At 44.9% G+C, this 25,241-nt stretch carries 23 protein-coding genes and 2 pseudogenes; 14 read left to right on the top strand and 11 right to left on the bottom strand.

What is annotated here, in order from left to right; all coding sequences use genetic code 11:
• The first annotated feature begins 250 nt into the window (after nt 1–250).
• The 4 genes from ACRRS0_RS13875 (at nt 251) to ACRRS0_RS13860 (ending at nt 2,493) form a co-directional block, all read left to right on the top strand.
• Nucleotides 251–802 (top strand): hypothetical protein, encoded by a 552-nt coding sequence (locus ACRRS0_RS13875; protein WP_432452591.1) that lies wholly within the window; start codon nt 251–253, stop codon nt 800–802.
• A 367-nt stretch (nt 803–1,169) separates the two neighbouring features.
• Nucleotides 1,170–1,502: a type II toxin-antitoxin system RelE/ParE family toxin gene (locus tag ACRRS0_RS13870; RefSeq protein WP_432452592.1), complete on the top strand. Its 333-nt coding sequence runs from the start codon at nt 1,170–1,172 to the stop codon at nt 1,500–1,502.
• Nucleotides 1,489–1,803 (top strand): helix-turn-helix domain-containing protein, encoded by a 315-nt coding sequence (locus ACRRS0_RS13865; RefSeq protein ID WP_432452593.1) that lies wholly within the window; start codon nt 1,489–1,491, stop codon nt 1,801–1,803. Before ACRRS0_RS13870 ends, ACRRS0_RS13865 begins: the two co-directional genes overlap by 14 nt.
• A gap of 228 nt (nt 1,804–2,031) precedes the next feature.
• Nucleotides 2,032–2,493, top strand: a complete 462-nt coding sequence (locus tag ACRRS0_RS13860) for a DUF2867 domain-containing protein (RefSeq protein WP_432452594.1) — start codon at nt 2,032–2,034, stop codon at nt 2,491–2,493.
• A 129-nt stretch (nt 2,494–2,622) separates the two neighbouring features.
• On the opposite strand, the gene ACRRS0_RS13855 is transcribed toward ACRRS0_RS13860, so the two are convergent.
• Complete coding sequence (locus ACRRS0_RS13855; RefSeq protein ID WP_432452595.1) at nt 2,623–3,723, bottom strand: ISAs1 family transposase; 1,101 nt, start codon at nt 3,721–3,723, stop codon at nt 2,623–2,625.
• A 90-nt stretch (nt 3,724–3,813) separates the two neighbouring features.
• On the opposite strand from ACRRS0_RS13855, the gene ACRRS0_RS13850 reads away from it, so the two are divergent.
• Nucleotides 3,814–5,022 carry an IS256 family transposase gene (locus tag ACRRS0_RS13850; RefSeq protein ID WP_432452596.1) on the top strand — a complete coding sequence of 403 codons (1,209 nt, stop codon included), beginning with the start codon at nt 3,814–3,816 and terminating at the stop codon, nt 5,020–5,022.
• Between the two features lie 190 nt (nt 5,023–5,212).
• Here the strand turns inward: ACRRS0_RS13850 and ACRRS0_RS13845 are convergent.
• Nucleotides 5,213–5,359 (bottom strand): annotated as a pseudogene (locus tag ACRRS0_RS13845) (IS3 family transposase); the annotation flags it as partial.
• Between the two features lie 146 nt (nt 5,360–5,505).
• Here ACRRS0_RS13845 and ACRRS0_RS13840 point away from each other — a divergent pair.
• The 7 genes and pseudogenes from ACRRS0_RS13840 (at nt 5,506) to ACRRS0_RS13810 (ending at nt 12,751) form a co-directional block, all read left to right on the top strand.
• Nucleotides 5,506–6,452: pseudogene (locus ACRRS0_RS13840) on the top strand (transposase).
• A gap of 168 nt (nt 6,453–6,620) precedes the next feature.
• Complete coding sequence (locus ACRRS0_RS13835; RefSeq protein WP_432452597.1) at nt 6,621–7,754, top strand: ISAs1 family transposase; 1,134 nt, start codon at nt 6,621–6,623, stop codon at nt 7,752–7,754.
• A gap of 256 nt (nt 7,755–8,010) precedes the next feature.
• Nucleotides 8,011–8,865, top strand: coding sequence for a helix-turn-helix domain-containing protein (locus ACRRS0_RS13830; RefSeq protein ID WP_432452598.1), 855 nt, complete (start codon nt 8,011–8,013; stop codon nt 8,863–8,865).
• A 78-nt stretch (nt 8,866–8,943) separates the two neighbouring features.
• Nucleotides 8,944–9,678, top strand: coding sequence for an SDR family oxidoreductase (locus tag ACRRS0_RS13825; RefSeq protein WP_432452599.1), 735 nt, complete (start codon nt 8,944–8,946; stop codon nt 9,676–9,678).
• Between the two features lie 344 nt (nt 9,679–10,022).
• Nucleotides 10,023–10,304 (top strand): ECs_2282 family putative zinc-binding protein, encoded by a 282-nt coding sequence (locus tag ACRRS0_RS13820; RefSeq protein ID WP_432452600.1) that lies wholly within the window; start codon nt 10,023–10,025, stop codon nt 10,302–10,304.
• Nucleotides 10,304–10,777, top strand: coding sequence for a hypothetical protein (locus ACRRS0_RS13815; protein WP_432452601.1), 474 nt, complete (start codon nt 10,304–10,306; stop codon nt 10,775–10,777). The genes ACRRS0_RS13820 and ACRRS0_RS13815 overlap by 1 nt, the downstream gene beginning before the upstream one ends.
• 1,512 nt (nt 10,778–12,289) lie before the next feature.
• Nucleotides 12,290–12,751, top strand: a complete 462-nt coding sequence (locus tag ACRRS0_RS13810) for a GFA family protein (protein WP_439022887.1) — start codon at nt 12,290–12,292, stop codon at nt 12,749–12,751.
• Nucleotides 12,752–12,897: 146 nt separating this feature from the next.
• On the opposite strand, the gene ACRRS0_RS13805 is transcribed toward ACRRS0_RS13810, so the two are convergent.
• Nucleotides 12,898–13,374, bottom strand: a complete 477-nt coding sequence (locus ACRRS0_RS13805; RefSeq protein WP_432452602.1) for a GNAT family N-acetyltransferase — start codon at nt 13,372–13,374, stop codon at nt 12,898–12,900.
• 353 nt (nt 13,375–13,727) lie between these two features.
• Between ACRRS0_RS13805 and ACRRS0_RS13800 the strand changes: the two genes are divergently transcribed.
• Nucleotides 13,728–14,297, top strand: a complete 570-nt coding sequence (locus ACRRS0_RS13800) for a flavodoxin family protein (protein WP_432452603.1) — start codon at nt 13,728–13,730, stop codon at nt 14,295–14,297.
• 21 nt (nt 14,298–14,318) lie between these two features.
• On the opposite strand, the gene ACRRS0_RS13795 is transcribed toward ACRRS0_RS13800, so the two are convergent.
• Entirely contained in the window at nt 14,319–14,624 is a 306-nt protein-coding gene (locus ACRRS0_RS13795; RefSeq protein WP_432452604.1) for an NIPSNAP family protein, read from the bottom strand.
• Between the two features lie 87 nt (nt 14,625–14,711).
• Nucleotides 14,712–15,227: a hypothetical protein gene (locus ACRRS0_RS13790; RefSeq protein ID WP_432452605.1), complete on the bottom strand. Its 516-nt coding sequence runs from the start codon at nt 15,225–15,227 to the stop codon at nt 14,712–14,714.
• 280 nt (nt 15,228–15,507) lie between these two features.
• On the opposite strand from ACRRS0_RS13790, the gene ACRRS0_RS13785 reads away from it, so the two are divergent.
• On the top strand, nt 15,508–16,344 hold the full coding sequence (locus ACRRS0_RS13785) for an MBL fold metallo-hydrolase (protein ID WP_432452606.1): 837 nt from the start codon (nt 15,508–15,510) through the stop codon (nt 16,342–16,344).
• Nucleotides 16,345–16,863: 519 nt separating this feature from the next.
• Here ACRRS0_RS13785 and ACRRS0_RS13780 read toward each other — a convergent pair.
• From ACRRS0_RS13780 to ACRRS0_RS13755, 6 genes are read right to left on the bottom strand one after another with little or no spacing between them, the layout of a single operon-like run.
• Complete coding sequence (locus ACRRS0_RS13780; RefSeq protein ID WP_432452607.1) at nt 16,864–18,195, bottom strand: lysine N(6)-hydroxylase/L-ornithine N(5)-oxygenase family protein; 1,332 nt, start codon at nt 18,193–18,195, stop codon at nt 16,864–16,866.
• 9 nt (nt 18,196–18,204) lie between these two features.
• Nucleotides 18,205–20,979 carry a GNAT family N-acetyltransferase gene (locus ACRRS0_RS13775; RefSeq protein ID WP_432452608.1) on the bottom strand — a complete coding sequence of 925 codons (2,775 nt, stop codon included), beginning with the start codon at nt 20,977–20,979 and terminating at the stop codon, nt 18,205–18,207.
• On the bottom strand, nt 20,976–21,599 hold the full coding sequence (locus tag ACRRS0_RS13770) for a nitroreductase family protein (protein ID WP_432452609.1): 624 nt from the start codon (nt 21,597–21,599) through the stop codon (nt 20,976–20,978). The genes ACRRS0_RS13775 and ACRRS0_RS13770 overlap by 4 nt, the downstream gene beginning before the upstream one ends.
• Complete coding sequence (locus ACRRS0_RS13765; RefSeq protein WP_432452610.1) at nt 21,583–23,514, bottom strand: iron ABC transporter permease; 1,932 nt, start codon at nt 23,512–23,514, stop codon at nt 21,583–21,585. The genes ACRRS0_RS13770 and ACRRS0_RS13765 overlap by 17 nt, the downstream gene beginning before the upstream one ends.
• Nucleotides 23,507–24,469 (bottom strand): ABC transporter substrate-binding protein, encoded by a 963-nt coding sequence (locus ACRRS0_RS13760; RefSeq protein ID WP_432452611.1) that lies wholly within the window; start codon nt 24,467–24,469, stop codon nt 23,507–23,509. The genes ACRRS0_RS13765 and ACRRS0_RS13760 overlap by 8 nt, the downstream gene beginning before the upstream one ends.
• Nucleotides 24,466–25,236: an ABC transporter ATP-binding protein gene (locus ACRRS0_RS13755; RefSeq protein ID WP_432452612.1), complete on the bottom strand. Its 771-nt coding sequence runs from the start codon at nt 25,234–25,236 to the stop codon at nt 24,466–24,468. Before ACRRS0_RS13755 ends, ACRRS0_RS13760 begins: the two co-directional genes overlap by 4 nt.
• Nucleotides 25,237–25,241: the final 5 nt, after the last annotated feature.

Genomic DNA, 25,241 nt, shown 5'->3' with positions numbered 1-25,241 from the left:
CCTGTTCTGTTATGACTTGCATTTAACAGTGTGGCTCTAGTTTGACGACCCCACAATAAACGCAGGAAGTCGACACTTTCACCAGGGGATCATTATGTCTAGTTTTTGGTGCTAAAGGTGGCAATTTGGCGTGAAGTCTGTGCTATTTACCCTTTAAAGCAGGGTTAGTATTCGAAAAATATACGTCGTATATCGTAGGAGAGATATGCGACCTTAAGTTTTATATCAAAAAATATGCACGGAGGCATAAATGGCTAGTGTAATTTCAATCAGTAAACTGCCCTACAACTTACCATCGAGTGAGCGAGAGCAATTAAGAACCCTTGCAAAAATTATCGGTTTCCGACCGGAGTTACTTGTCGGAGGAGGAAAGAATGAAACCGATGCAATTTGCTCTATGATTTTGTATAGGCATCTAAGTCAAAAACAGCGAATCGATGCAATGAAAATTATTCGGAGTGTATCGAATCGAGCATTGATGGGGAAACTTATCACTGGGGCATTGGATGCGACATTTTTGAATTCACAGTATGGAGTGTGGTCCATGACGAATAAAGAGCTACAGAATGACAAGAGCTTTCATGAGTTTTTAGATACATTCGTTAGTTATGTTGGGATTGGTGCATCCAGTTTGGGTATTAAAGATCTATATGAGAAGTCCCTTGCAAAAGGAAAGTTTGGTCGTAGTGGCTTAGCTATGTTAGTGATTTGGGGTGCTGTTGCTTTTAACAAGTCAGAACTTAAAAAAGTGAATAGAGAACTTGCGAATCGTAGTGTGCTATTAACTTCGGAGTTACACTAATGATTTATAATGTTCTTTCATATGTAGCTGTCACTGTTTTTGCGATTTGGCTTTGGAATGATTCTTCCGCTGAACACAAAGATAATCTATTCTATGTTGCAATAATATTCTCTCAAATTGGTTTTTTCCTTTACTCAAGAAGGTTAGACAAGCTAAAAGACAGGATATCTGAACTGGAAAATAACAAGTTGTAACTAACAGATAAGAATAGGTGTCACGCAGCCGACACCTTAATTCGCAGTCAGTCAAACAAGACACCCATCCCAACTAACGAAACGCCTTTGTAGGCTAAATTGTCAATAGTGGTTTGTTTGGGGAGTTATACGTAGAGTTTGCCGTCTCTACGCTAGTTGCGTACACTTGCTGTATGAAAAGCGTATTTGTCGAATCAACCATCTTTGAAAAGTACCGAAATGAATACCTCAGTGATGAAGAGTTCAGACTCTTTCAAGCTGAGTTAATGTCCAACCCTAAGCAGGGGGATGTGATTCAAGGTACAGTTGGTTTGCGAAAGATTCGAGTTGCAAGTAAAGGCAAAGGTAAGCGTGGAGGCTCACGTGTGATCTATTACTTCCTCGATGATAAGCGGCGTTTCTACTTGCTAACTATCTATGGCAAAAATGAAATGTCAGACTTGACCGCAGAACAAAAGAAACAGTTAAAGTCTTTTATGGAGGCGTGGCGCAATGAGCAATCGTGACCTATTTGCAGAATTAAGTTCCGCTCTTGTTGAAGCGAAAGAGCACTCAGAGGGCAAGCTTACCCTTAAAACCCATCAAGTTAACGATATTAGCGATCTAAATATCTCACCTGATGAAATTGTGAGTATTCGTGAGCAGTTTAATATGTCACGTGGTGTTTTCGCTCGTTTGCTGCATACATCATCTCGAACATTGGAAAACTGGGAGCAAGGACGTAGTGCTCCAAACGGCCAAGCTGTTACCCTTCTAAAGCTGGTTCAGAGTCACCCAGAAACTTTGTCACATATCGCTGAGCTATAACAAACAGCAGCATTCGACCCGATTCCTTAGCAGTTTTGGTATCAATCTGGTATCAATCGGCGGCGGTGTTTTCGGTGGTTAAATTGGCACCTGCGCAATTGGGCGCATGTGGTTTATTCGCTTTAAAGGCAACCAAAACCACTCTCAGTTTTTTGAGTTAGTAAAAAAGTAAAGTATAACTATTCCCCCCCTCTATTGGGACGTTTTACATTAAAATTAAGAATGGACATGATGAATAAAGTTATTGCAACTGAACTTCCATTGAGCAGTCTTCTGAGTAAACGAATTAGAGCTACGGATTTTATAGACTGTTTTTCCGTAAAGTCTGATTTGACGCCTCGTCATGCGGCGGAAATCATCACGGATTTTCCTGTTTGGGCTCGCTTTCTAGTTAGTATTAGAAATTTGGTAACTTCTCCCTTTGGTCTTTCAAGCGATGGTCCCGAAGCAAAAGATAAAATAGGGTTCTTTCCTGTTGAAGTTGAAAATAATCAAGAATTGATTGCTGGTTTTAACGATAAACATTTAAATTTTAGAGTGTCCGTAATATCTCAAAATGGAAGGGTGTTTTTATCTACATGGGTGCGTACAAATAATATAGGCGGTAAAATTTACCTTAAGACCATTCTTCCATTTCATATTTTGATTGCTCGTAATGCTTTAGTTCGTGTTCGTTTGGCCAGTGGTTAAAGGTAAAATACAACAAATAAGAATAGGTATTGCGCAGCCGACACCTTATTCGAGCCTGTAAATTAAATTGTGTAATTGCTTATAATTAGGCCTGAACAGGCTACAGGGCGGGAGCATACTTTGATGGATTTATAACCCAAAGAAGACTCGTGCCCGATAATCGTCGCTCCATCCCGCTTTTTTCAACTTCACTTTGTGACTTGGCGCTCCACAATCGCATTGTTTGAGCATGTTCATCACAAAACGTCTAAATAGAGCTATGTTTTCCACCGCTCCGTCTAAAGTAATGCGAGAGTTATCCTCTTTAAAAACAACATCTAATACGTAATGCTGGCTGTTTTCAATTCGCCAATGCTGACGAATATAGTGGCCTAACAATTTGTGATTCGGTGACATTGAGCTTATGTAATACGAGGTATCTACAGTGCCTTTCCCATTTATCACGCGGTGGCGTTCCACTGCTATGATGCTTCTTACCGTTGGCCATTTCTTTGCTAACTCTTCGGGCAACTTGGCCTTTAGTTGAAAGACGTATCGCTCTTCGCTACGACCATGGTGTTTTTCTTTAATTTCAGTGACGACCTTCTCTTTACCAGCATCAAAGACGGCTTGAAACTGCTCAACAACAGCCGCTCTCAACTTTGGTTGGTTGTTTTTTACTTGAACGACAACATGAGCCTTCTTTTCTGCGATTTTCTCTAGTGTATCGCGCTGACAATGTAGAGCATCAACGGTGACAACACTGCCTTTTACGTTAATAACATCAAGCATTTGGCGCACAACGCTAATCTCGCCGTTCTTGTTCGCTGTCGGTTTCTGACTCAGAACGAGACCACGTTCAGTATCATAGGCTGTAACCAATTGTAATGCTGTTTTCTTGTTATTTCGGTACGAGCCACGCAGTACTTTTCCGTCAAATGCGATGATGGCTCTGTTTTGACTCGTTCGCTGCTCGTTAATCCACAGAGCTAATGCCTCAAGCAAAGACTCCGCGACAACAGAACGCAAAATGCGTGCTATCGTGTGTCGTCTTGGGATCCCGTGTTCAAATGGTCTATATTTCCTCAGCCAGCCCAACTTCTCTTCTCCATAATATTCAATGTCTTGCCAGCCTTCACATCCTGATGCGATAGCACTGATAACAAGGAAAATCACGTCAATAAGGTCATGCTTTTGATTGATGTCAGATCGAGTATCCTCGACGACTGATAAATGTTCAATTATGTTCAAAATAACTATGTAGCTTAGGGTTTAGAGGTATTAGATCATATCTGTTAACAAAGTGCGATCCCGCCCTGGAACAGGCTAAGGATAAGCAACATGGATAAGAAAGTTCTCGAAGCATTTGCTCGTGAAGCCGCTAAGTCAATCAAGACCCCTTCAGATCTAGATGACTTTCGTAAAATGTTAACCAAGGTGACTGCTGAGACAGCGTTAAATGCTGAGCTTGATGACCACCTCGGTTATCAGAAACACGCTGAAAAGCCCGATAAGAATAGTCGTAATGGTTATTCATCCAAGACCTTGATCACCGACGATGGTGAGATTGAACTGGATGTACCTCGAGACCGAGATGCCTCGTTTGAACCGAAGCTTGTTCGTAAGCATCAAACTCGATTTCAATCGATGGATGACAAGATATTAAGCCTTTACGCCAAAGGCATGACAACTCGTGAAATCGTCGCTACGTTCAAAGAAATGTACGATGCTGATGTCTCTGCAAGCCTCATATCTAAAGTTACCGACTCAGTTCTAGAGCAGGTTGTTGAATGGCAATCACGGCCACTGGATGCAGTCTATCCCATCGTCTACCTTGATTGCATCGTGGTGAAAATCCGCCAAAACAAACAGCTCGTCAATAAGGCGATTTACTTGGCTCTGGGCGTAAATATCGAAGGTCAGAAAGAACTTTTAGGGATGTGGATATCTGAAACGGAAGGTGCGAAGTTCTGGCTCAGCGTTCTCACTGAACTCCAGACTCGAGGTATCAACGACATTCTTATCGCTTGTGTTGATGGCTTGAAGGGCTTTCCAGATGCTATTAATGCCGTATTCCCAAAAACCCAAATACAGCTCTGTATCGTCCACATGGTGCGCAATTCAATGAAGTATGTCCCTTGGAAAGACTACAAGGCTGTAACGGCAGATCTCAAAGGTATTTACCAGTCGAATACCGAGGAAGAAGCGCTTCTGGCCCTCGAACAATTTGGTGACCAGTGGGATGATAAATACCCACAGATAAGCCGCTCTTGGACAGCGCATTGGGATAATTTAAATACATTGTTCAGCTACCCTCAGGACATTCGTAAAGCCATTTACACGACGAATGCGATAGAGTCCTTGAACAGTGTGATACGCAAAGCGACAAAGAAGCGTAAGCTATTCCCCACGGATGAATCAGCGAGGAAAGTTGTCTATCTTGCAATTATGGATGCATCGAAACGCTGGTCGATGCCAATAAGAAACTGGCGACAGGCTCTCAATCGCTTTATGATTATGTTTGAAGACCGACTTACTGATTACTTGTAACCCAAAGCAGTTACACAGAATTATTTACAGGGTCCCTTATTCGGGTGTTGAACAAGCCCGATGCTCCTTTCTATAGTAAAACGGTGTTGGTGTCGGCGGGGCCGAGAGCGTCAAACAAGACACTCACCCCAACCAAATTATAAGCGTCAAACAAGACACCCATCCCAACCAAATTATTGAGACACCCACTCTAACTCGCTTTTAGTTGAGAATTTTCAAACGCCACTGGTGATAAATCACCATTGGCCGAATGAAACCGCTCTAAGTTGTAATACTTCATATAAGCAGCCACATCTTGCTTCATAAATTCTCGTGTTGGCTGATTAACTTTAAACAGCCCCGAATTCAACTCCGAACTGCGACATTCTTAATTCTCAAGCCGCCTCCATTATTTCTTTGAAAATGACGGCGGGTTGCTTGAATCCTAAACATTTTTTCGTGGCATTATTGAGACACCCACTCTAACTCGTGGGACAAAATTACATAAGCAGCCATGCCTATCAGCAATTGAAATGTTTAAATGGATGTCTTGTTTGCATTGTTGTGTGCGGGGAAGATCCTATATCAGGTGAAAGTTTTGAGCATCGTCGAGGTTGGGTTGAGAATAGACTGTTATTTCTAGCGAGTGTCTTCGCTATCGATATTTGTGCTTATGCGGTGATGGTAACCACCTTCATGTGGTGTTACATATTAACTCAGAGAAAATAGCAAAATGGTCTACGTTGGAGGTTATTCAAAGGTGGCATAAGATCCATAAAGGCACCTTGTTTACTCAGCAATATGTACGAGGTAAGTCCCTATCTGAATACGCTCTAATGTTAGTGGAATCGTCAGCCGAGACCTTTAGAAATCGTCTCATGGACATTAGCTGGTTCATGAAAGAGTTAAATGAGCCCATTGCCAGATAAGCTAACTTTGAAGATCAATGCACAGGACGATTCTGGGAAGGGCGTTTTAAGTCTCAAGCTTTACTAGATGAAGCCGCATTAGCGGCTTATATGGCGTATGTTGACCTCAACCCCTTAAGAGCAAAAATAAGCCGAATACTTGAAACCTCAGAGTTCACCAGTGTGAAAAAACGTGTGGTTGCTGCAAGACACCAAAAACAACCTAAACCGCTTTATCCTTTTGTCGGTAACCCAAGAGAAAATATGCCTGATGGTTTGCCTTTCCATTTATCAGATTACCTTGAGCTTGTTGACATGACAGGCAGAATCATCCGAGAAGACAAGCGAGGTGCAATAGACACTACATTGTTGCCAATTTTACAACGCCTCAATATATCTTCAGAAAACTGGCCATGTATCGCTACAGAATTTGGAGAAAGAACGGGTGCCGTTGTTGGTGCAGAACATTCAATTGCCCATTATTGCAATTCAAATAAACTCAATAGAAAGCCAAGATTCAGCTACAACCAACGACTCGCTTAACCTCCTCAAATCATCCTAGTCCTTTCAATATTTCCTACTAAATCATTAGGAAGAAATAAACTCGCCTAAAAACCAGGGTGAGATCGCGAACATTATTTAACCAAGCTCATCCTATTTGACCTGCAGATCGAGTTGTGATCTTATACTCTCTTTTTCGAGAGTATCACCATGAGTATCGATGCCTTTTCTCTTCATTTCGGCGACCTAAAAGACCCACGTCAGTCAGCGAAAATCAGTTATCCATTATTTGATGTTCTATTCCTGACTATTTGTGCAGCGATAGCCGGTGCCGAGGGATGGGAAGACATTGAAGATTTTGGAGAAATCCACCTTGATTGGTTCCAAGATAAGGGCTTATTCAAAGATGGTTTACCTGTTCACGATACCATTGCTAGAATCGTCTCGCGCCTTGACTCTAGCGAGTTTCAGCAGTGTTTCATCAGCTGGATGGAAGCAGTCTCTGCTCGCTCCGAAGGCGAACTGATCGCTATTGATGGCAAAGTCTTGCGTGGCTCCTATGATCGTGAATCCCGGCAATCTACCATTCACATGGTCAGTGCATTCGCCACTAAAAATGGTGTTGTCATCGGTCAGCGAAAAACAGATGCTAAGTCGAACGAAATCACGGCTATCCCGGAGCTCATTAAGCTACTGGATATCAAAGGTTGTTTGGTATCTATTGATGCCATTGCATGCCAGAAAAATATCGCTTCAACCATCGTCGATAACGGTGGTGATTATCTGCTTGCAGTTAAAGGTAACCAAGAGACACTGGCTAAATCTGTTCAACAAGCACTGTTAGAAAGCGTAAAAGCTACGAGCTTACGGAATGATGTCACTATCGAACAGGGCCATGGACGTGTTGAAGTCCGTGAATATCATGTACTTCCTGCAGGTGAACTTATCAAACAGTTTCCAGACTGGAAAGGCTTAAAAAGTATCGGGGTTGCCATTGGTTATCGCATTGATAAAGCAGGTAAAGAATCACTCGATTATCGCTATTATATTTGTTCTGCAGAACTCAGTGTGGAACGTTTTGCAGCTGCTGTTCGTGGTCACTGGGCCATAGAAAACAGTCTACACTGGGTTTTGGATGCATCTATGAATGAAGATGCTTGCCAGATTTACCGTGGCAACGCGGCAGAGATCATGGCTTGTATGCGCCATATAGCTATAAACATGCTGCGTGCAGAAACGACAAGAAAAGCCAGCATCCGGCGCAAACAGAAAATTGCAGCTATGAGTTGTAGCTATTTGGATAAGGTGCTGCTGGCTGGTTTTAAAGGAGTGAGTAAAAAGTGAGCATTCATGCTCTCACCCTGGCCTAAAAACCAATAAACCTACTTTTAGTTCATTACTTTAGCGTATTAAAAAGAGCGAAAGAGGGCATTTTAGACAAATGCGCTTTTGTTCGGGGGCGGATTTTGTATGATGAGGTTAAGTTTTTAACGTGCGTGTCCAGTTTCTGTCACGTGTCCAGTTTCTGTCAGTGAATGATGCCAGCTGGATGTAAAGCATTTCATCTTTTCAAACACGGTATCTTCAATTTCGAGTGACGATGACAACACCTTTATATGATCACGTTTCATTTGAAAGTTCAGGCATTAGCCTGTGGTCTCATCTCGACTCGCCATTGACAGAAGAGATGACTCAGAAACTTTTAAAACCCCATACCAGCACCAACTATTTTCTGATGTTCGTCAATCACAGCCTTGTTCATTATTGCGTGGATTTAAAAGATATCACGGTATCCGCTGGGCAAGTTCTATTCATCAAACCAAGGCAAATCCGCATTCCTCCAAGTAGTAAAAACAAAGCAGAATACTACAAAGTTATTTTCAATGAAGAAATCTATGGACTATTACCTAGTCCTTGCCGCTTTTGGTTGGATCCGCTGAATGAGCAAAAGGTTGCTATGTCAACACAGGCATGGCAGCGAATGAACGATGCATTAATGCTCTTGCGCACCGCTATCCTAACATCAGCTCCCTTAAATATCAGAATGGCGTATTTAAATTCGGTATTACAGGAATTAGAGCATGCTTATTTTTCTAACGTTGAAAATGAACCCAAGAAACGGCATGTTCAATCATTCCTTCATTTCCAAACCCTGATTGAAAACAAGTTCATAGAACAACTTACCATTTCTGAAATAGCAAAGACACTTGCTCTTAGTGATACCAGCCTATATCAGCTGGTAAAAGAATGGGCTGGAGTATCACCGAAAGAATACCTTAATCGCCGTATTGTTTTAGAAGCTCAACGTCTACTGATTTACTCCAATCTATCAGTAAAAGAGCTAGCTGTGCGGCTAGGGTTTGCCGATGAAAACTACCTTTCTCGTTTTTTTCGTAAGCAAACAGGGCAATCGATTACAGACTTTTTAGTGAAATTTAAAGATATGTCTAGCTAGTACAATGATCTGTCTCTGTGTCATGTCAGCCCGTTTTTCTACACTACCTCTATCACAAATGTATCAAGAGGTGTCGTAATGAAAAGTGTTTTAATCACTGGCGCAAATCAGGGAATAGGTTTGGCAACAGCTAAGAATTTAGCTCATCAAGGATATTATGTTTACTTGGCATGCCGTAACCCAGATGCTGGAACATTAGCCGTTGAAATACTAAAAGCAGAAGGGATTGAAAATGCCTCATGTGTACTGTTAGACGTTACTGATCAGGCATCAATTGATTTAGCCGTAAAAGAGGTGCTAAAACACTCGAATAGTCTAGATGCACTCATCAATAACGCAGGTATTCTTGGTAACTTCAACCCCGATGGAAGCGTCTCTATTGAAGAAATTAAACGCGTCTTTGAAACCAATGTTTATGGCGTGATAAGAGTCACACGCGCTTTCCTTCCCTTGTTACAACAGTCTAATGCGCCACGTATCGTCCATATTAGCAGTGGGCTTGGATCACTTACGAATCAAAGCGACCCAGACTGGTTGTTTTCTCATTACAAAAGTGAAGCTTACTTTCCATCTAAAACAGCACTTAATGCTTATTGTGTTGCACTAGCAGCAAAACTTAAATCAACGAGGTGTAAGGTTAACGTTGTTGATCCAGGCTTTGTCAAAACGGCCTTTAATGGTTTTCATGGTATACATGACCCAGCTGAGGCCGCGAAATTTATAACCTATGCCGCAACGCTTCCTGAAAACGGTCCAACGGGCTGCTTCCTCTCAGAGTCAGAAGGATCATCAAATGGCATAATGCCTTGGTAAACCCCACCCTATCAGACAGTAGTCGCGCGGCTTAAAAATAAAAAACATGCCATAAAAAACACGGAGTCATTAACATGACACCGTGTTTTTTTATTGAATCTAATTACGCTGATTTCGCCTTGCCATTCGCTAGTAGTTAGCGTTTAATAATCAGAATATTATTAAACGGTGACCTTCCTACAGAGGACTTTCACCTCATTAGTTCATGACCATGCTGGGCGTACACAAGCGCTTCAAATCGGAACAAAAACAGCTGGCTTTGTTTTCGTTCCTCAACAAGTTTAGCCAGCAGTTTTAGTCCGCTTAAGCGGGCGTTACGTGTCGTATGAGAATGGAGTAACTCTATGAAAGATGAAAAGTACAATAGAAGTATTGGATTGCAATGTCCTACCTGTGGATGCACATCATATGAGTATGAGCACGGCGTTGATGAAACCATCGAAGTTGCAAAGTGCGCATCTTGTGGCCGCGAAATAACCAAGGATGAGTTGTTTCAAGAGAACAGCGAGAATATTCAAGAGCATATTTCTGAAGTAGGTAAGCAAGTGACCGATGACTTAGCAAAAGAGTTGAAGGCATCTCTAAAGAAAGCATTCAAAGGCAGCAAAAACATCAGGATTAAGTAATGCCCATAACAATTGATGCTGGCGATATTATCGCAGGTTTCGCCCTTGCGATGTCAGCTTATGCAACATGGCGAACTACAAGCTTTAATGAAAAGCAAAAGTCACTAATTGAGAGCCAAGAAAAGCTTAATAATCTATTGCTTGAAAAAGAGGAAGGCGAAGCTCTAAGTGACAAAAAAGCAGATTTAGGTGCTTCCTTTGTTAAGCTTGGAAGCAGTAAGTATAGGCTTAAAATATGGAACAAAGGAAGTGCAACTGCAAGAAATGTTCGACTCGAATTTCCAGAAGAAAATGACGTTCTCATAGGCTCAGATATCGAAGAAAAGTTCCCTCTTGAAAGCCTTGAGAAATTCCAGTCGGTAGAGCTAATTGCGGCTGTTCACATGGGAACTAAAAGCAAGCATGTTATCCGCTTGGTTTGGGAAGATGATGCTCATGATCATAATGAAAAACTTGCATATCCCACCCTGTAAACACGTAACAAACGCGTCAATTAGGACGCTTATAGGCCCAAGAATGATTAAGCCAGCACTTGCGATTATCGCTATTACTGTTTTGCTTGCATCTTGTGTAAGCCCTGAACAATTGGAGAGTCGTTACAATAGTCTCGGTAGCAAATGTGTATCCATCGGTAAAAGTATGAGCGCTGTTGAAAAGTGCATTGGCGTCGAGTTTCGTGAAAGCACATACCAAAATAAAATAGTGAGAGATCACCAGTCATGTAAGCCATATTGGGGGTTCCCATTTATGCAGTCTTGCGGTGGTATCAAAGTCATTTATGATCAAAACAAGGCCGTTACCAAGTGGCTAGCATGGGGGCAATTTGACGGTGTATAGCTATAATCGGGTAGCCGGAGGTATCTAACCTCCAGCCCCCACAACACCCTGCATGCGGCTCCGCACAGGGCGTTTCCTGAAAACGGTTAAAATACAACGGCCGATTAGCTCCTTTGCATTCCAATGATGGCTTCTGTTTTTGCGCCATGACTCCTCAGTCCGGTCGGATACGGAGACAATGAGCTGCACAGGCTCCTCATTGATTTTCAGGTTCAGGCCTTCACCGTGTCCCAACCATTACGATGGGCGTTGGGCTACTATGCCGTCTGCTGACTTCTACTTAATCACCAATTGAGTTGCCCCAACTAGCGCTATCGTTGTTCATCGAGTTTGCTCACTTAAGTTGATGAGGCTTAAGCGCCGGGCCTGTTGAACTAGCGGCCAAGCTAGTGAGTTAAACGATCGCAAGTTAAGCAGATCTCCCCAGATAAGAACATGCACTGTCTCTGCACTGCTGCATCATTTACGGTGGCCGTTAGATCACATGGCTTCGTTGTCTTGTGCCAACTCGCCTCCAGCCTACGCCTCATATGATGTTCTTGTTCATCAGCTCGCAGATCTGCGTCCGGCTTCCTTCAGACATTCCCTCGCGGCAATGCCCTTGCCATTCGCTAGTAGTTAGCGTTTAATAATCAAAGTGTTATTAAACGGTGACCTTCCTACAGAGGACTTTCACCTCATTAGTTCATGCCCATGCTGGGCGTACACAAGTCAATCAAAGTTCGCCTTCGGCTGGACGCGCTAACGCGAGCCCTTTATTGAGGCGTTGATATGACCCCCACAGTCAATATAAAGCGCAGAAATTTCGACTCTTACATTTGAGAGCCTACTACTTGTTTTGGGTATAGTGTTACCGCATAGATGAAGCAAGTAACTTCGTTGGTTCTCATGCTGATATGCGTGGATTACTCACTATTTGATGAGTAGAGCCAACCTTACTTATTTCGTCGTGGCACCTGGCTTCAGTCTATGCTCGATGTTCTTGTAATACAGCCACTTGTATAAAGGACTTATGCGTATCTAAGCCAATAAAAATTATGTTATCGTTATTCATGCTAGCCTTCAGCTTTAGTTGTTAACACACTAAGTATGGCTCTGGCTTCGCGCTAACCCACGACAATGGAGGCTAGCACCTCGTGGGGGTCATTATGTCTATGCGTACTTTTCGATTAAGGAGATCGAGTTTGAAAGGTAACTGTTTGTGTGGCGAGGTGTCGTTTGAATTATCTGGTATCTTACCTCCGATTTATCAGTGTCATTGTTCGCTTTGTCGCAAAGTATCTGGGGCGTCATCGAATTCAGCTTTAATCGTCAGAGCTGATAGTTTTAAATGGCTTTCGGGGACAAATTCTATTAGTCGTTATGTTTCAAGTTCAGGTTTTAAATCGGAGTTTTGCCAATGTTGTGGAAGCCCTGTACCAAACATAAGCTCTAGCAAAGATACATATTGGGTACCAGTTGGTTTGATGTCTGAAGATTTAGCAACGACAATCAAGGCTCATGTTTACGTTAATTCGCGAGCAAACTGGGATGAGGCATTTATCTGCGACAACGTCGAAAAGTTTGCCGCAATGCCTTCGGAATCTGAATGGTTGAAATTATCGGAGTAAGCGCACGCATACAAGCGTTTAAGACCGATTTGCAACGCTTGGTATTTTCCGGCTTATTTTGGGTTTAGTGTTTATGTCACAATGGTTTGGTAGGGTGGTGGCGTTGCTCGCCACGTTACACCATCAAAGCTTAACTCGTTTCTGTGTTACACCAGCATTTTATAGTTCATGATGTGCTGCGGCCCAGCAGGCCCTCCTCGATACAAATCTCCGGTGTCTTGAAAACCACATTGTGCGTAACATTGATAGGCTGCTTTATTTCGGCAGTTCACGGTTAAATATAGCGCTCTAAAAGATGGGTAAACTTTCTCGATATAATTGGGGAGTTGTAAGAGTACTTTTTTTGCAATGCCTTTGCCCTGAGAGTGCTGGTCTATGAGTAATGAGCGGATCCCTAATGAGTCTGGCGGACAAAAGTCATAACTTGCGCTATACGCTAAATCCAGAATGAAAAATCCGACCACTTGATCTTCAACGATGACGAGGTGCGGGTGTTCATGCGCTGCAAGTTTTGCGATTAACCCAGAGACATTGTCAATGGCAAATATGGCTTGTTCAGGTTTAACACTTAAGCCACTCACTTGTTGCGCCCGTTGGGCGCTATATTTTTCAATGATTGGCATCTAGTCCTCGAATATATTGATACTTAACTCTTTGTTAAATATTGGTAAAGCTATGGCTTCAGCCTAACAAGATTAGGGTGAATATAAAAGTGAGTCCAAGCTAAAAATCTCCAGCATTTAAATTTGTATGAGATGGCTCTATGGACAGCGAAGCAGAGCGGGGCTCACGATCTTAACTGGCTGGTTTGTTTGGCAACATTGAGAAGCAAGGACGACTGCTCGTTCAAAATGTATCTACCTTCGAACTATGTATCTATAGCGCTTTAAATTCTTAACTCGCTCCAAAAACTCTTGACCTTAAGTTGACTTGAGGTTTTATGCTGCTGAATATTGACTGTTCAGGAGTAAAAAAGATGAAAGTAGCCGTTGTTTATTACAGCAAAACCGATATCACGCGACAATTAGCGCAAGCGATTATTGAGGGACTGAAAACACAAGCTTGTATCGAGGTGCTTGAGCATTGTATTACGGGGAAAGAAATCATAGCGGGCAGGTTTCAGAATAAACCATTATTTGAATCGATTCTGAGTTGTGATGCATTGATTATGGGAACGCCAACTTATATGGGCGGGGTCTCGGCACAATTTAAAGCATTTGCCGATGCGAGCAGTGAGTATTGGTCTGAGCAACAGTGGGCGAATAAGCTGGCAGCTGGCTTCACTTGTGGCAGCGCTTTAAATGGTGATCAGTCGAGTACCTTGCAATATTTAACGATTCTGGCGAGCCAACATGGGATGTATTGGCTTGGTTTAGATACCGCTGATGGTTATCGAAATGATGGCTTAAATCGACTCGGTTGTCAGCTTGGGCTTGTGGCGCAAAGTCGTCACGATCAGGTCAATCCCGTTGATCTCGCAACCGCGAAATATTTGGGAAAAAGAGTTTCAAATTTGCTGTTCCGATTGAATAAAGTTGACGGTTAAGCCTAAGTTTCATAGGGATGCTTATTTAAATACAGGGCGGAAAAAACTGCGTTGGTAACTCACAATACAGTCCGTCTCTTCAGCAAATCGAAAGGCTGCAATACACTCTGGATCGGCCAAGGATTTAGTCCGATAGTCTTCATATATGGCTAGACTGGGAAAGCTGAATAGGGCTAAGGCAATATTGTTAGCGCCTTCCGACGGTAGGAAATAGCCATGGTGTTGACCACCAAACCTTTCGACCAAAGGGATCCACATCTTTGCATATTTTTCGAATTCCTTTGTTTTTTTGGGGTCAATTACATAGTTCAGATAGCAAGTGATCATTAATTTTTAACTCCAGTTTAGATTGTTTTTAAACTAAATATTGTGCAACAACTTACTTATTGTTGACGATGTTTGTCTCATCGCAATTTATTCCGACGGCGCTTCGATAATCGCTTGGGTGGTATAATTTTTATCTAACACAAAGCGTTGTTGGGTGTCTCCCAATGTGAGGGTAAACCCATCTGTCTCTAAGCTATAGTTCCAATCTTGTTCGTAAGATGTCAGTTTGCTTTCGTTTATCTCATAGTAGGAACCGCCCAAGGCATAGAGTTTACCCTCGATGGAAGCCATATAATCTTGATCGAAACCGTCGTCTTGAATTACATGTAGCTCTGTCGCTTGGTATACCCATCCGTCTAGGAAAAGATAGTAGTAGTCTCTGGAAAATAGCTCGTCGCTTCCATCGTTGTCTTTATCTTGTATTTTTTCAATGGGATAGAGGGTCAGTTTATTTCCTTTTTGCTCAGAGTACAGACGCCATACGTGGTTTTGTAGCGCTTGTTCTGCCGTGGCAACTGGATTGCTGTCGCCTGAATCTCCTTGACCACAGCCGAGTAGTAGAAAAACAGAAATGAGTTGAAATGATATGAGTAAATTTTTCATCTTTATCCTTAACTTTGAATTCGATGATTGAGTTTCGATGGCGACGATGGTTTCTCTTTAGAATGACTGATGGAGCCTCGTCATCTTTTTGCGCTGTCAGTATCACTAGCTGATACTCTAGACACTACTTTATTTTTGTTTCTTTGCCAAACAACTTATGTTGATGATTACTTAAGTGAAACTAAAGTGAGTGAAGGATAGGTTAAGTTCGATATTGTTTATATTCAGGTGTATCTTGTTGATACACTCCAAGCTCAAAATGGTCGCTGAGAATTAAATTATGGAATTGAAAGTTTTAGTCGATAACAACACCATCATTGATCGTTATTTTTTGGCTGAGCCCGCTGTTTCATATTTAATTCGCGAGGGTGATACCAAGATATTATTTGATGTGGGATATTCAGATATTTTGATAAAAAACGCTCAAAAAATGAATGAATCTCTTATGGATATTGATTATGTGGTTATTTCTCACGGGCATAATGATCATACCGGTGGTTTAGTTCCTCTTGTGAAATATTACTCCGAAGCAAAAGCTGAACATTTTAACTATCCCCATCCAACACTTATCGCTCATCCAGATGCTTTCTCATATAAAGAATATGAAGGTGATGACATCGGTTCAAGTTTAGATCGTAAGCGATTAGCTCGGTATTTCAATACACGTTTAGTCACTGAACCATTATGGATTACTGAGTACATTGTATTTTTAGGTGAGATAGAAAGAGCGAATAATTTTGAAAAGATTGAACCAATTGGTCGGTGTGAGCACTTAGACTCAATGGTCGATGATTATGTGAAGGATGACTCCGCACTCGTCTATAAATCATCACAGGGTTTAGTGATTGTTACTGGATGTTCTCATTCCGGGATTTGTAATATTATCGAATACGCAAAAAAGGTTTGCGGTGATGAGCGAGTGATCGATGTCATTGGCGGTTTTCATCTTATGAATCCAAGTGAACTTCAAGCGGTAGGCACATTAAAATACTTCAGTGAGCAGAATATAGAAACGATTCACCCATGTCATTGCACAAGCTTGGAGTATAAAATAAATTTGTCTAAATCAAGCTATGTGGTAGATGTTGGTGTTGGTTTGTCTCTTGACTTCTCATAGATGGTTTCGCGATAAGTATCGACTGATAACAAGATGGCGCATTTAGAATAATCAGCGAGCTGATAAAATGAAGATGAGCATTTTCAGTGAATCACTTGTTTAGTTTCTTTCAATCAACAATCACCCGCTAGGCTTGGCAAAGTTTGGGCTTTTGTTACAAAGTTCAAAGCCTTGCTCAGCTTTACTAGGGGTGGTGCATTCCTATTTATAAATACGGGCGGAAAAACCAAGCCCATAGCCCGTGATTCCCAATGGTACGCAATCAATATTTATATCCTACAGGTAGTACACAAGCCTTACACTCCTCTAAAAGCAGCCGCGACTATTGGTAGTACCAAACATCTATTGCTACAAATTCGGTTAAGGGCTCATTTTCCCATGGCTATACGCTATAACGGTAAAATGTTCAGTTTAGCAGCCAAGGCACCAATTGATGCCTTGGCTGTCAAATCGCTATCATGGGTTCGTCGCGTTTAAGTGCAATCGCTCAATGACTTGAGTGATTGCTTTATGATTCGATTAAGCGTTAATCGCCGACAGCGTGGCGCTTTGATGACGGCTGGCTAGACTTGAAGGGCTGAGGCCCCAGTCGATCATACTGTGCTTTTCTTCGATCTTATATAAGCTTTGCTCGCTGGCATGGTTGAGAATTTTGGCCGCTCGCCAACTGGCTAAGCTTAGTTGTGGTTCGGCGATCCCGTGGCTATGCAGTCCGGCATTCACCATATAAATGCGGTTTTTACTGGGGCCCTGCCAGTTCACATCAAAATCGGCGTTTAGCTGAATTTGACCAGCCGTATCGCGCTCAAATAACTTGCTGAGCTCTGCGATGCAGGGAGGAAGGGCGCGTTGGTAGCCAGTGCAGAGGATCACCACGTCGGCGTCCAGTTGGGTCGTATTCTGATTCAGGCCATGCTTGAGCTGCAGTTGATAGCCAGTGTTGTGATCGCTGAGTGAAGTTAAGCTGCGATTTGGCTGAATCGACCACCAAGGCGGATTTCTAAGTACATAGCGGTCATGATAAAGGCGCTGGTAAATGCTCAAGAGGCAATCGTTAGTGATGCCATCGCTGGTGAATTTTTGGCGTGCTACCTCGCTATTCTTGATGTCTTGTTGCAGTGAGTAGAAACCATTAACGTAGTCGGGCATAAAATATTGGTCGGTAAAGCAGCTTTCATCGAGAACTTCGATGTTTGGTCTGCGCGATACCCAGGTTAATTGACTGACTTTGCCAAACTCACCATCAAAAACATGTTGAAATATATCGGCGCCGCTTTGTCCGCCACCAATAATCGCCACTCGTTTGTCGCTTAAGTTGGGTTTACGAAGGCCCAATTCACTGGCATGAAAACAAGTATCGTTGACTAAGGCTTGGCAGAAATCGGGCATCTTGGGGCGAGTGCCAGTGCCGATCACCAAATGGCGACTATGCAAGCGCTGTTGTTTGGTTTCCAGGGTAAACCGACCTTGCTCAAAGCTCACCGACTGAACTTCATGATCAAATTGGGTATTGGGCAGTGCCTGCGCCGCCCATGACAGATAGTCGGAAAACTCTAAACGAGAAATAACCGACTGACCCGAGGCAATGAAGGGGTAGAGCTTTTGTTGGCTCACCAAATAGTTAAGAAAGCTATAGGGATTGGTGGGATCGACACTAGTCACTAAATCTTTCAAATAAGAGGTTTGCATTTTTGCATCACTTAGCAGCATGCCGGGATGCCAGGCAAAGCGGGCTTGTTTTTCTAAAAATAAAGTTGAGAGCTGCGCTTTGCTGCTGGCAAGCGCTGCAATGCTGAGGTTGAACGGGCCAATGCCAATGCCCAGTAAATCATATGCTGGTGTATTCATCATGCGAAACCTCTAGATTACAAACTGATTAAAGAAACGTTCTCGCTCGCACTGTAGTAATGCGGCTCGTTTGTGTGGAAAATCAAACTCAAATTGCTTTTCTAAGCCTAAGCGCTCGGTGATTTTAACCACGCGATGGTTATCTGCGCGTGGTTCGCCCATCACCCGCTGGGTTCGCGGATCATCAAGAAAACAATATTGAATAATTGCGCAGCCCCAGGTATCAAAATAAACACCGCCGCGAAAATCGAAATTGCCCACCAAAATGTGTACTCCTCGGTCATAATTCTGATAGGCATAATGGGGACCTAAACGGTCTTCAGGGGTCCAGTAAACCTCGAAGTAACCAAAGGGCACGCCATCAAATTCGCCAATTACCGCGTATTGGTGAGGATCTGAGCGCATCTGTTCTAGATAGCTTGCATGTTGTTCAAGGCTGCCAGCTAATTCCCAAACGGGGGCGATCATGGGGTGGTTGTGCCAGTGATGAAAGCCATTCAAGTCGCGCTGTTGATCGATCACTCGAAAGCTTAGTTGTCGCTTCAAATGATAGTAGTAACGGGTGAATACTTGGCCAGTGGGTTTGTTGGGACGCTGTGGGTGCTCAATGCCATTGGCAGCCTTTAAGTGTTGAGTGGGTGGCAACTCGGCTTGTGGCTCTCGCCATAGCGGGGCAATTTGTAAAAATTGATGCAGGCTCAAGCAGGGCCCTGTTTCGCCTTGGCTGGAGGCTTCTAAATGAGCGCTGGCAGCCTCGGGGAAATAGTCTGCTTGTAAGTGGCTTGCTTTGAGCTGGTAAAAAGCATGCTCGGCGGCGCTCCACCAAACTAAATCATCACTGTGTGGTGCATCGCTAACCAGCCTTAAATCTAGATGGCATTGGCGTTGGTGTAACCGTGCTTTGCCCTGAGCAATGGTTTGGCCGTATTCTCGTACGCTGAATTCAAGACGACCAGCACTCGTTTGCTCGTCTGTAAAACACAGCTGGCGGCCACCTGCTAAGGTTTTATGGCTTTGTGGCTGTGCTGCGCTCAGCTGTAAGGGATTGGCTATGTCGCAATAGATTCGACTGGGATCACTGAGCGTGGCTTCGTTATGATCGGCCAAGAAGCAATAAAAATTACGCTTCCAATGCAGCGTGGGTGAGTCCAATACATAGTCATAGAAGGAGCTATCTTTTGGCCGGGCTGCGCGTAGCGCCGAGAGTTTATCGCAGCAGAGAGACCATAATTGTTGCTCGCTTATCAAGCCCTCGGCGCCGATTGCCGCAATGGTGTTGAGGAGGGTGTTGCCAATCAAGTAATAAGCATGGAAGGGATTAAGCTGGTGCGCTGGCATAAAATAGGCGGGCGGCTGCTGGTTAAACTCTTCTTTAAAGCGTTTTAGGGCAAGATCGGTTAGGCCGATGCCCTGGCAATCGCGGTAGGCCATTCCTGCTGGCAGGTTATTCTCAATTTGCAAAACAATGTTTTGTTGATGCGCCAACAACACGATTCCGTAATCGCTGCGGGCAATACACAGCGGGGCAATCACCTGGTCCATGAAGGCCGAAAACCAGACTAGAGCCGCATTCTGCTGGCTTAAGTTTTGTTGTTCAGCATAGCCTCGGATCCATCGACAGGTCTGTGCCGAAGGTTGCGCTAGGCTGGTCTGATTGGCACTGGCTAATAGATAGTAATTAGTTGGGTCGAGCGTTTGCGCTTCATCGCTTGCTTGATAGAAAGGGTTTTGCCGTAAGCAGCTCAGACTTAAGTCGAGCACATTGCCATGCTGATCGGCGATCGCAGCCCACAGGGGTTCTTCCATAAAACAGGTGCTGGGTAAGCGTTGTTGCAACTCTTGACCGCTGCGAGTTTGCAACAGCCGACTAAATTGAATGCCGCGCTCGGCCTCGGTACTGGATAGTAGGCGCAATGAATTGGTTAGTTTGACTGGTAATGAGACCTTGAGCATCCATGGGAGCCGAGGGTGATAGATGGCACGTGTTGATGAGGTGGCGGTCCAGCCTGTCGAATTCAGTTGCAGATCTTTCACCACCGCTGACAGTTGTGTGGCTGAATCACTATTGCGCCAGGCCTGCGCCTGCAAGGGGTGCATCGGCAAAGGCCACCACTCTTGACCCAATTGTGCTTGCGCCACAAGCTCAGGTTGCTGCGCAAAACTGGCCTGAAAAAAGGCCAATAGTTGTTGCTGAACACGCTGTAATTCGGTTTGCGCTGTACCTGTACTGTCTTGCTCTGGTTGGCCTAGTGAACATTGGCCAACCAAGTGCTGTTGATGGACTGCAAACCATTCGATGGCAAATTGGCCTGCATGTTCTGGCAGATATTGGCGTTGTTGCTGGGCGTTTAAAGGCTCACAACTTTTCGCCGCTGGATGCATGCTATGACCAGCAGTGAGACTTTGCTCGGCATGAATAAATTGCTCGGTCGAATCCTCTGAGCGGGCGGCGAGGGCTGCTTCCGCCTCTATAATTGATTGCTGCGATCCGCATATGCGTTGCCGAAAGTTTTGTTTTCGCTGCTCGTCAATCTCGGGATAGAGCTGCTCGAGCACTAAATCTAGGGCTTGAGAAAAGTCAATGATTTGCTGCTGCTCTGCCTGATGTAAGATGATTTCGCCCGTATAACGATGACGCCACGCAGGGGAGCAATAGCTAAGCTTCAGCTCCAGGGTCTGGCTTGGACAAAGCGGCAGGAATACCGAATTACCCTCCAAGTGTTTGTTGGTGGTTTCAACAAGTAGGCTATTGAAGAAAGCTTGTTGGCCTAGCGGATGAGTGTTCACTTATTTGCCTCCTGTTTGCTGGACGAGTGATTTAGCCAAGGGCTGAGCTGGCCAGCCCCTTGCCATTGAAAGGTGTAAGTTCGAGCATCTTTGCGTTTTTTTTGTCGAGGATTGAGCGGCGTGCCTAAGATCAAAAAGCCTACCGGGTGATGCTGTGGTTGCAAGCCCAGTAGCGGTCTCACTTTGGGGAGTGAGACCGCATCGGTGCTGTACCATACGCCGCCAAAACCCAGCCCATCGGCTGCCAGCAGAATCATTTGGCAGGCGGCTGCGGCAGACAAGATCTGATCCTGCTCGGAGATCTTGCTATGCGGTTGGAGTGCCGCCGACACCAATATCATGCTTGGTGCCTGCTTTAAGTAGTTGGCGAGGCGTTTGGCGCGTTGCGGATCTAAGTCTTGTTCAGAATCCTGCCAAGCTTGCTGTAAGTGCTCGATTAATTCCCCGATCTGTTGGTGTTCGATCACTAAAAAGTGCCACGGGTTCAAGTTGCCGTGATCGGGGGTGCTCATGGCTGCCTGCAAGATTTGTTGCAGTTGGCTTGGATTGGGCGCGGGAAAGCCCATTTCATGTACATGATAAGACACCCGACGATTCAGACTATTAAGTAGCTCGGTCATTATTTTTTCGATATCCAATAAATAGCAATAATAAGAAGTACAGGCTGCCGATGACGGACACCATTAAGCCAGCGGGAATTTCGTTCGGTGACAATAGGCTGCGGCCTAAGCCATCGGCCCAAATTAGTAAAATAGCTCCGGTTAGGCCCGCGGCCGGGAGCAACTGAACATGACGGTATAATCCTAGAAGGCGGGCGCAATGCGGCGCCAGTAAGCCAACAAAGCTAATTGCGCCAATGCTGGAAACACAAATGGCAGTGAGTAGCGCCGATACAATCAGTAAGATGCGTCGCTGATGTTGCAAAGGGATCCCGACGGCTCGGGGAATAATTTCGCCCAGCGGCAAAATATCTAAACTGCGCAGGAATGGCACAATACTGCCGAGGCTGAGTAGGAGAACCACCGCTAAGGGTAAGATCCGATCAGTCGATGCACCATAGGTGGTGCCCGCTAACCACATCATGGTGACAGAAGCGGTCGAGCTGCCAAAAGTGAGTAGAATATGGGTGGCTGTGCCGGCAAAGGCGGAGATTACAATGCCAAACAAGGCCAGTTGCGAGACACTTAACTGCTGCTTTAATCCCCAAGATAACAAGCCAATCACCAGACCCGCACCAACTAAAGCTGCGATGGTAAGGCTGAATTGTCCGGCGCCGGGATAAATCACCAATACGCAGGCAATTAATAAGACAGCAAAAGCGCTCACGCCGGATATATCGGGACTCGCCATCGGGTTTTTAAATAGGGTTTGCAGTAAGGTTCCGGCGCAGGCGAGGCCAAAACCGCCTAGCCCTGCTAGTAATACCCGCTGGTTTACCCAGCTTGCGCCAAGTTCTCCCGGCATTTTTAGGCAAAGCGTTAAAGTGGCCAAGAGTAGCAGTATTAAGCCACCGAGTACCCATTGGGCGCGGGCATGGATTAGTGGTTTTAAGGCGATGGTTTGGGTTTCCGTAGCCGCTAAGGCCCTGCCAGATTTTTGGAATAATAAGTAAATAAAGTAGGGGGCTCCGAGCAGCGCAGTAAATGCCCCCGTAGGTAGACGATAGCCTAAGAATAACAGGCTACGTGAACACCACTCGGCGGCCAGCACTAATACTGCTCCGAGTATCATGGTGAGCAGCCATTGTAGTAGCATCGCTTGGCGCGTATGACTGGCGCGTAATACTAAGCGGGCGAGGTGGGGTGCCATTAAACCGACAAAACCAACCATACCCACCAGTGCGGTGGCAAGGGCAGCCTGACTGATCGCCAGCAATAAAATCGCCCAACGCCAGCGTTTCACCGCTAAGCCTAAGGTGCTGGCGTGGGTATCGCCTAATAGAAATAAGGCCAGTCGTGGTAAGGCTAGGAGACCTATCAATAAAGCAAGGCTGATAGGCAATGCCGTTTGTTTGAGTAGTTCGGTATTGGTTTGCAAGACCTGACCGCTGCCCCATAGGAACAGGCCGTCGGTTTGGTTTTCAAAATACAACAATAGTAATGAAGAGACCGCGCCAGCACCTAGGCCCAGCGCCATACCAATCAGTACCACAGGCAGCTTACCGCCACCAATTAGCTGGCTGACCGTCAAGACTAATAGGGATAATAAGGCTGCGCCGAGCAATGCGCCGCCCCATAACAGGCTGAGTCCGGCTTCGGGGAGCAGTACCCGCACCAACACTGCACCTAATAAGGCACCGGCGGAAATACCCAAGGTTGAGGGTGAAGCAAAATCGTTATCTAAGGTGGTTTGAATGAATAAGCCAGAACTGGCAAATAGCGCGCCGGTGAGCAAGGCCATGGCAGCGGTGGGCAGCCACACATAGTCAAGCATGGCTTGAGCCAAATCAGCCGGGGCAATATTCGGGCGACTTAGAAAATAGACGGCGATGCTCAGTAGCATCAGTGAAGATACTGATAGTAGTGGCTTAACCATGTTGTTGCTCCTGCCAATCTAACAGTGATTGAGTGAAAGCCTCTGCCATTCTGATAGCTGATTCTGGGCCGCCAAAACTCCATAAAGGAATCACCTTGGAAAAGCGTTGTGCTTGCACAAAGGGCAGCTTGGACCAAACAGGGGAAAGGGTCATTCGCTCGCCATCGGCCTGATTTCCCGCCAAAATTAAATGGCTATGCTTGAGCTGAGGTAATTGCTCGAGTTGCAAGTGAGTAAAGTCTTTTCCCGGTAAGCCAGTTTGCCATTGATAGCGTAAGCCTAGTTGCAGCGCGACCGCGCCAGCTAAGCTGTCTCGTGTGAATACTCTTAAGCCATAACCCATGCCAACAAATTTGGCATAGCTGACTGAATAATTGGCTAAACCGGCAGTGGCGAGTTGTTGTTTCAGCTGCATGAAACGCTCATCCATCGCTTTGAGTTGTTGCACGGCTTGTTCGGTTTTGCCAAGCGCTTGAGCGATGTGGCGAAATACTCGCTGCGAGTGCTCGAAATAGTTAAAATCTGCTTGCTGTGGATGAGGAAATTGCTGATAGATGAGCGTGGGAGCAATCTGTTCCAAAGCGCTTAATAAGCGAGCATGGCGAAATTCGTAACCAATAATAAGATCGGGCTTTAGTTGTGCAATGGCTGCTAAATTTGGCTCTTGACGTCGCCCTAATTCGGTCACTTGTTCAGGCAGCTCGGGGTGGTTGGTTTGCCACTTTCGGTAGCCGGCATTTTGGGTCAGGCCAACTGGGGTGACGCCTAAACTTAAGAGCATCTCTGCGGCCGACCAATTTAAGGCGACCACCCGTTGGGCGCTGTGGTTTAAGTGAATGCAGCTGGCTAAACACAGCTGCACTGGTGCCGCTTGGCTAGAGCTGCTAAGTAATGCACCGAGCACCAGTAAGCACTTCAATTGTCTTCGGTAAGCGCCTTTGAATATGCGGCTCATAGCTGCTCCTCTGGCCAAAGGACATGCTGCTGGCCGATTTGGTGGCTCCGCACTGGCGTTTGATAAACTTGACTGATCAAGGTCGCATTGATCACTTGAGCTACTGGGCCCTGGCTAACGATGCGGCCCTGGTTGATGAGAATGGCTCGGTCGCTATAACGGCTCGCTTGGTTGAGATCATGTAATACCCAAACAATGGTTTTTTTATATTGACGATTGAGTCGCTGCACTATTTTAAGCAAGGCTAATTGATGGGAGATGTCTAACCAGGAGGTGGGTTCGTCGAGCATCACCACTGGCGTGTCCTGGGCTAATACCATGGCCAGCCAGGCGCGTTGCAATTCACCACCCGATAATTCGGTGAGTTGGCGGTGGGCGTAGTCACCGATCCCGGTTTCATGCATTGACCAGTCGATAAGCTGCTTGTCACTGGCATTTAAGCGTTGGTACCACGGCCGATGTGGGTGACGACCAAAGGTGACCAGATCAGAGACGCTTAGGCTGGCCGGAACCGGATTACGTTGTGGCAGCAGTGCCAGCTGTTTCGCCAATTGGGCGCGAGGAATGGATTGTAGCGCCTGTCCTTGCAATACAACTTCGCCCTGTAAGGGACGGACTAAACCGCTTAATACCGACAATAAACTACTTTTGCCTGAACCATTGGGCCCGATCAACGCAGTGATCGAGCCCTCGATGATTTCACCACTCATGCTATTAAGAATGGTTGTTCCCCCCAATTGGAGGGAAATGTTATGGAAGCTTAACAATGAGT

This window comes from Agarivorans sp. QJM3NY_29, assembly GCF_050870835.2.
GTDB lineage: Bacteria > Pseudomonadota > Gammaproteobacteria > Enterobacterales > Celerinatantimonadaceae > Agarivorans.
The sequence above is the reverse complement of the archived record's forward strand: the minus strand, read 5'-3'. Positions and strand labels throughout refer to the sequence as shown.

Bases quoted from the DNA above. Each gene is read 5' to 3' on its own strand.
- ACRRS0_RS13875 (WP_432452591.1), top strand. From the start codon at position 251: ATGGCTAGTGTAATTTCAATCAGTAAACTGCCCTACAACTTACCATCG.
- ACRRS0_RS13870 (WP_432452592.1), top strand. From the start codon at position 1,170: ATGAAAAGCGTATTTGTCGAATCAACCATCTTTGAAAAGTACCGAAAT.
- ACRRS0_RS13865 (WP_432452593.1), top strand. From the start codon at position 1,489: ATGAGCAATCGTGACCTATTTGCAGAATTAAGTTCCGCTCTTGTTGAA.
- ACRRS0_RS13860 (WP_432452594.1), top strand. From the start codon at position 2,032: ATGATGAATAAAGTTATTGCAACTGAACTTCCATTGAGCAGTCTTCTG.
- ACRRS0_RS13850 (WP_432452596.1), top strand. From the start codon at position 3,814: ATGGATAAGAAAGTTCTCGAAGCATTTGCTCGTGAAGCCGCTAAGTCA.
- ACRRS0_RS13835 (WP_432452597.1), top strand. From the start codon at position 6,621: ATGAGTATCGATGCCTTTTCTCTTCATTTCGGCGACCTAAAAGACCCA.
- ACRRS0_RS13830 (WP_432452598.1), top strand. From the start codon at position 8,011: ATGACAACACCTTTATATGATCACGTTTCATTTGAAAGTTCAGGCATT.
- ACRRS0_RS13825 (WP_432452599.1), top strand. From the start codon at position 8,944: ATGAAAAGTGTTTTAATCACTGGCGCAAATCAGGGAATAGGTTTGGCA.
- ACRRS0_RS13820 (WP_432452600.1), top strand. From the start codon at position 10,023: ATGAAAGATGAAAAGTACAATAGAAGTATTGGATTGCAATGTCCTACC.
- ACRRS0_RS13815 (WP_432452601.1), top strand. From the start codon at position 10,304: ATGCCCATAACAATTGATGCTGGCGATATTATCGCAGGTTTCGCCCTT.
- ACRRS0_RS13810 (WP_439022887.1), top strand. From the start codon at position 12,290: ATGTCTATGCGTACTTTTCGATTAAGGAGATCGAGTTTGAAAGGTAAC.
- ACRRS0_RS13805 (WP_432452602.1), bottom strand. From the start codon at position 13,374: ATGCCAATCATTGAAAAATATAGCGCCCAACGGGCGCAACAAGTGAGT.
- ACRRS0_RS13800 (WP_432452603.1), top strand. From the start codon at position 13,728: ATGAAAGTAGCCGTTGTTTATTACAGCAAAACCGATATCACGCGACAA.
- ACRRS0_RS13795 (WP_432452604.1), bottom strand. From the start codon at position 14,624: ATGATCACTTGCTATCTGAACTATGTAATTGACCCCAAAAAAACAAAG.
- ACRRS0_RS13790 (WP_432452605.1), bottom strand. From the start codon at position 15,227: ATGAAAAATTTACTCATATCATTTCAACTCATTTCTGTTTTTCTACTA.
- ACRRS0_RS13785 (WP_432452606.1), top strand. From the start codon at position 15,508: ATGGAATTGAAAGTTTTAGTCGATAACAACACCATCATTGATCGTTAT.
- ACRRS0_RS13780 (WP_432452607.1), bottom strand. From the start codon at position 18,195: ATGATGAATACACCAGCATATGATTTACTGGGCATTGGCATTGGCCCG.
- ACRRS0_RS13770 (WP_432452609.1), bottom strand. From the start codon at position 21,599: ATGACCGAGCTACTTAATAGTCTGAATCGTCGGGTGTCTTATCATGTA.
- ACRRS0_RS13765 (WP_432452610.1), bottom strand. From the start codon at position 23,514: ATGGTTAAGCCACTACTATCAGTATCTTCACTGATGCTACTGAGCATC.
- ACRRS0_RS13760 (WP_432452611.1), bottom strand. From the start codon at position 24,469: ATGAGCCGCATATTCAAAGGCGCTTACCGAAGACAATTGAAGTGCTTA.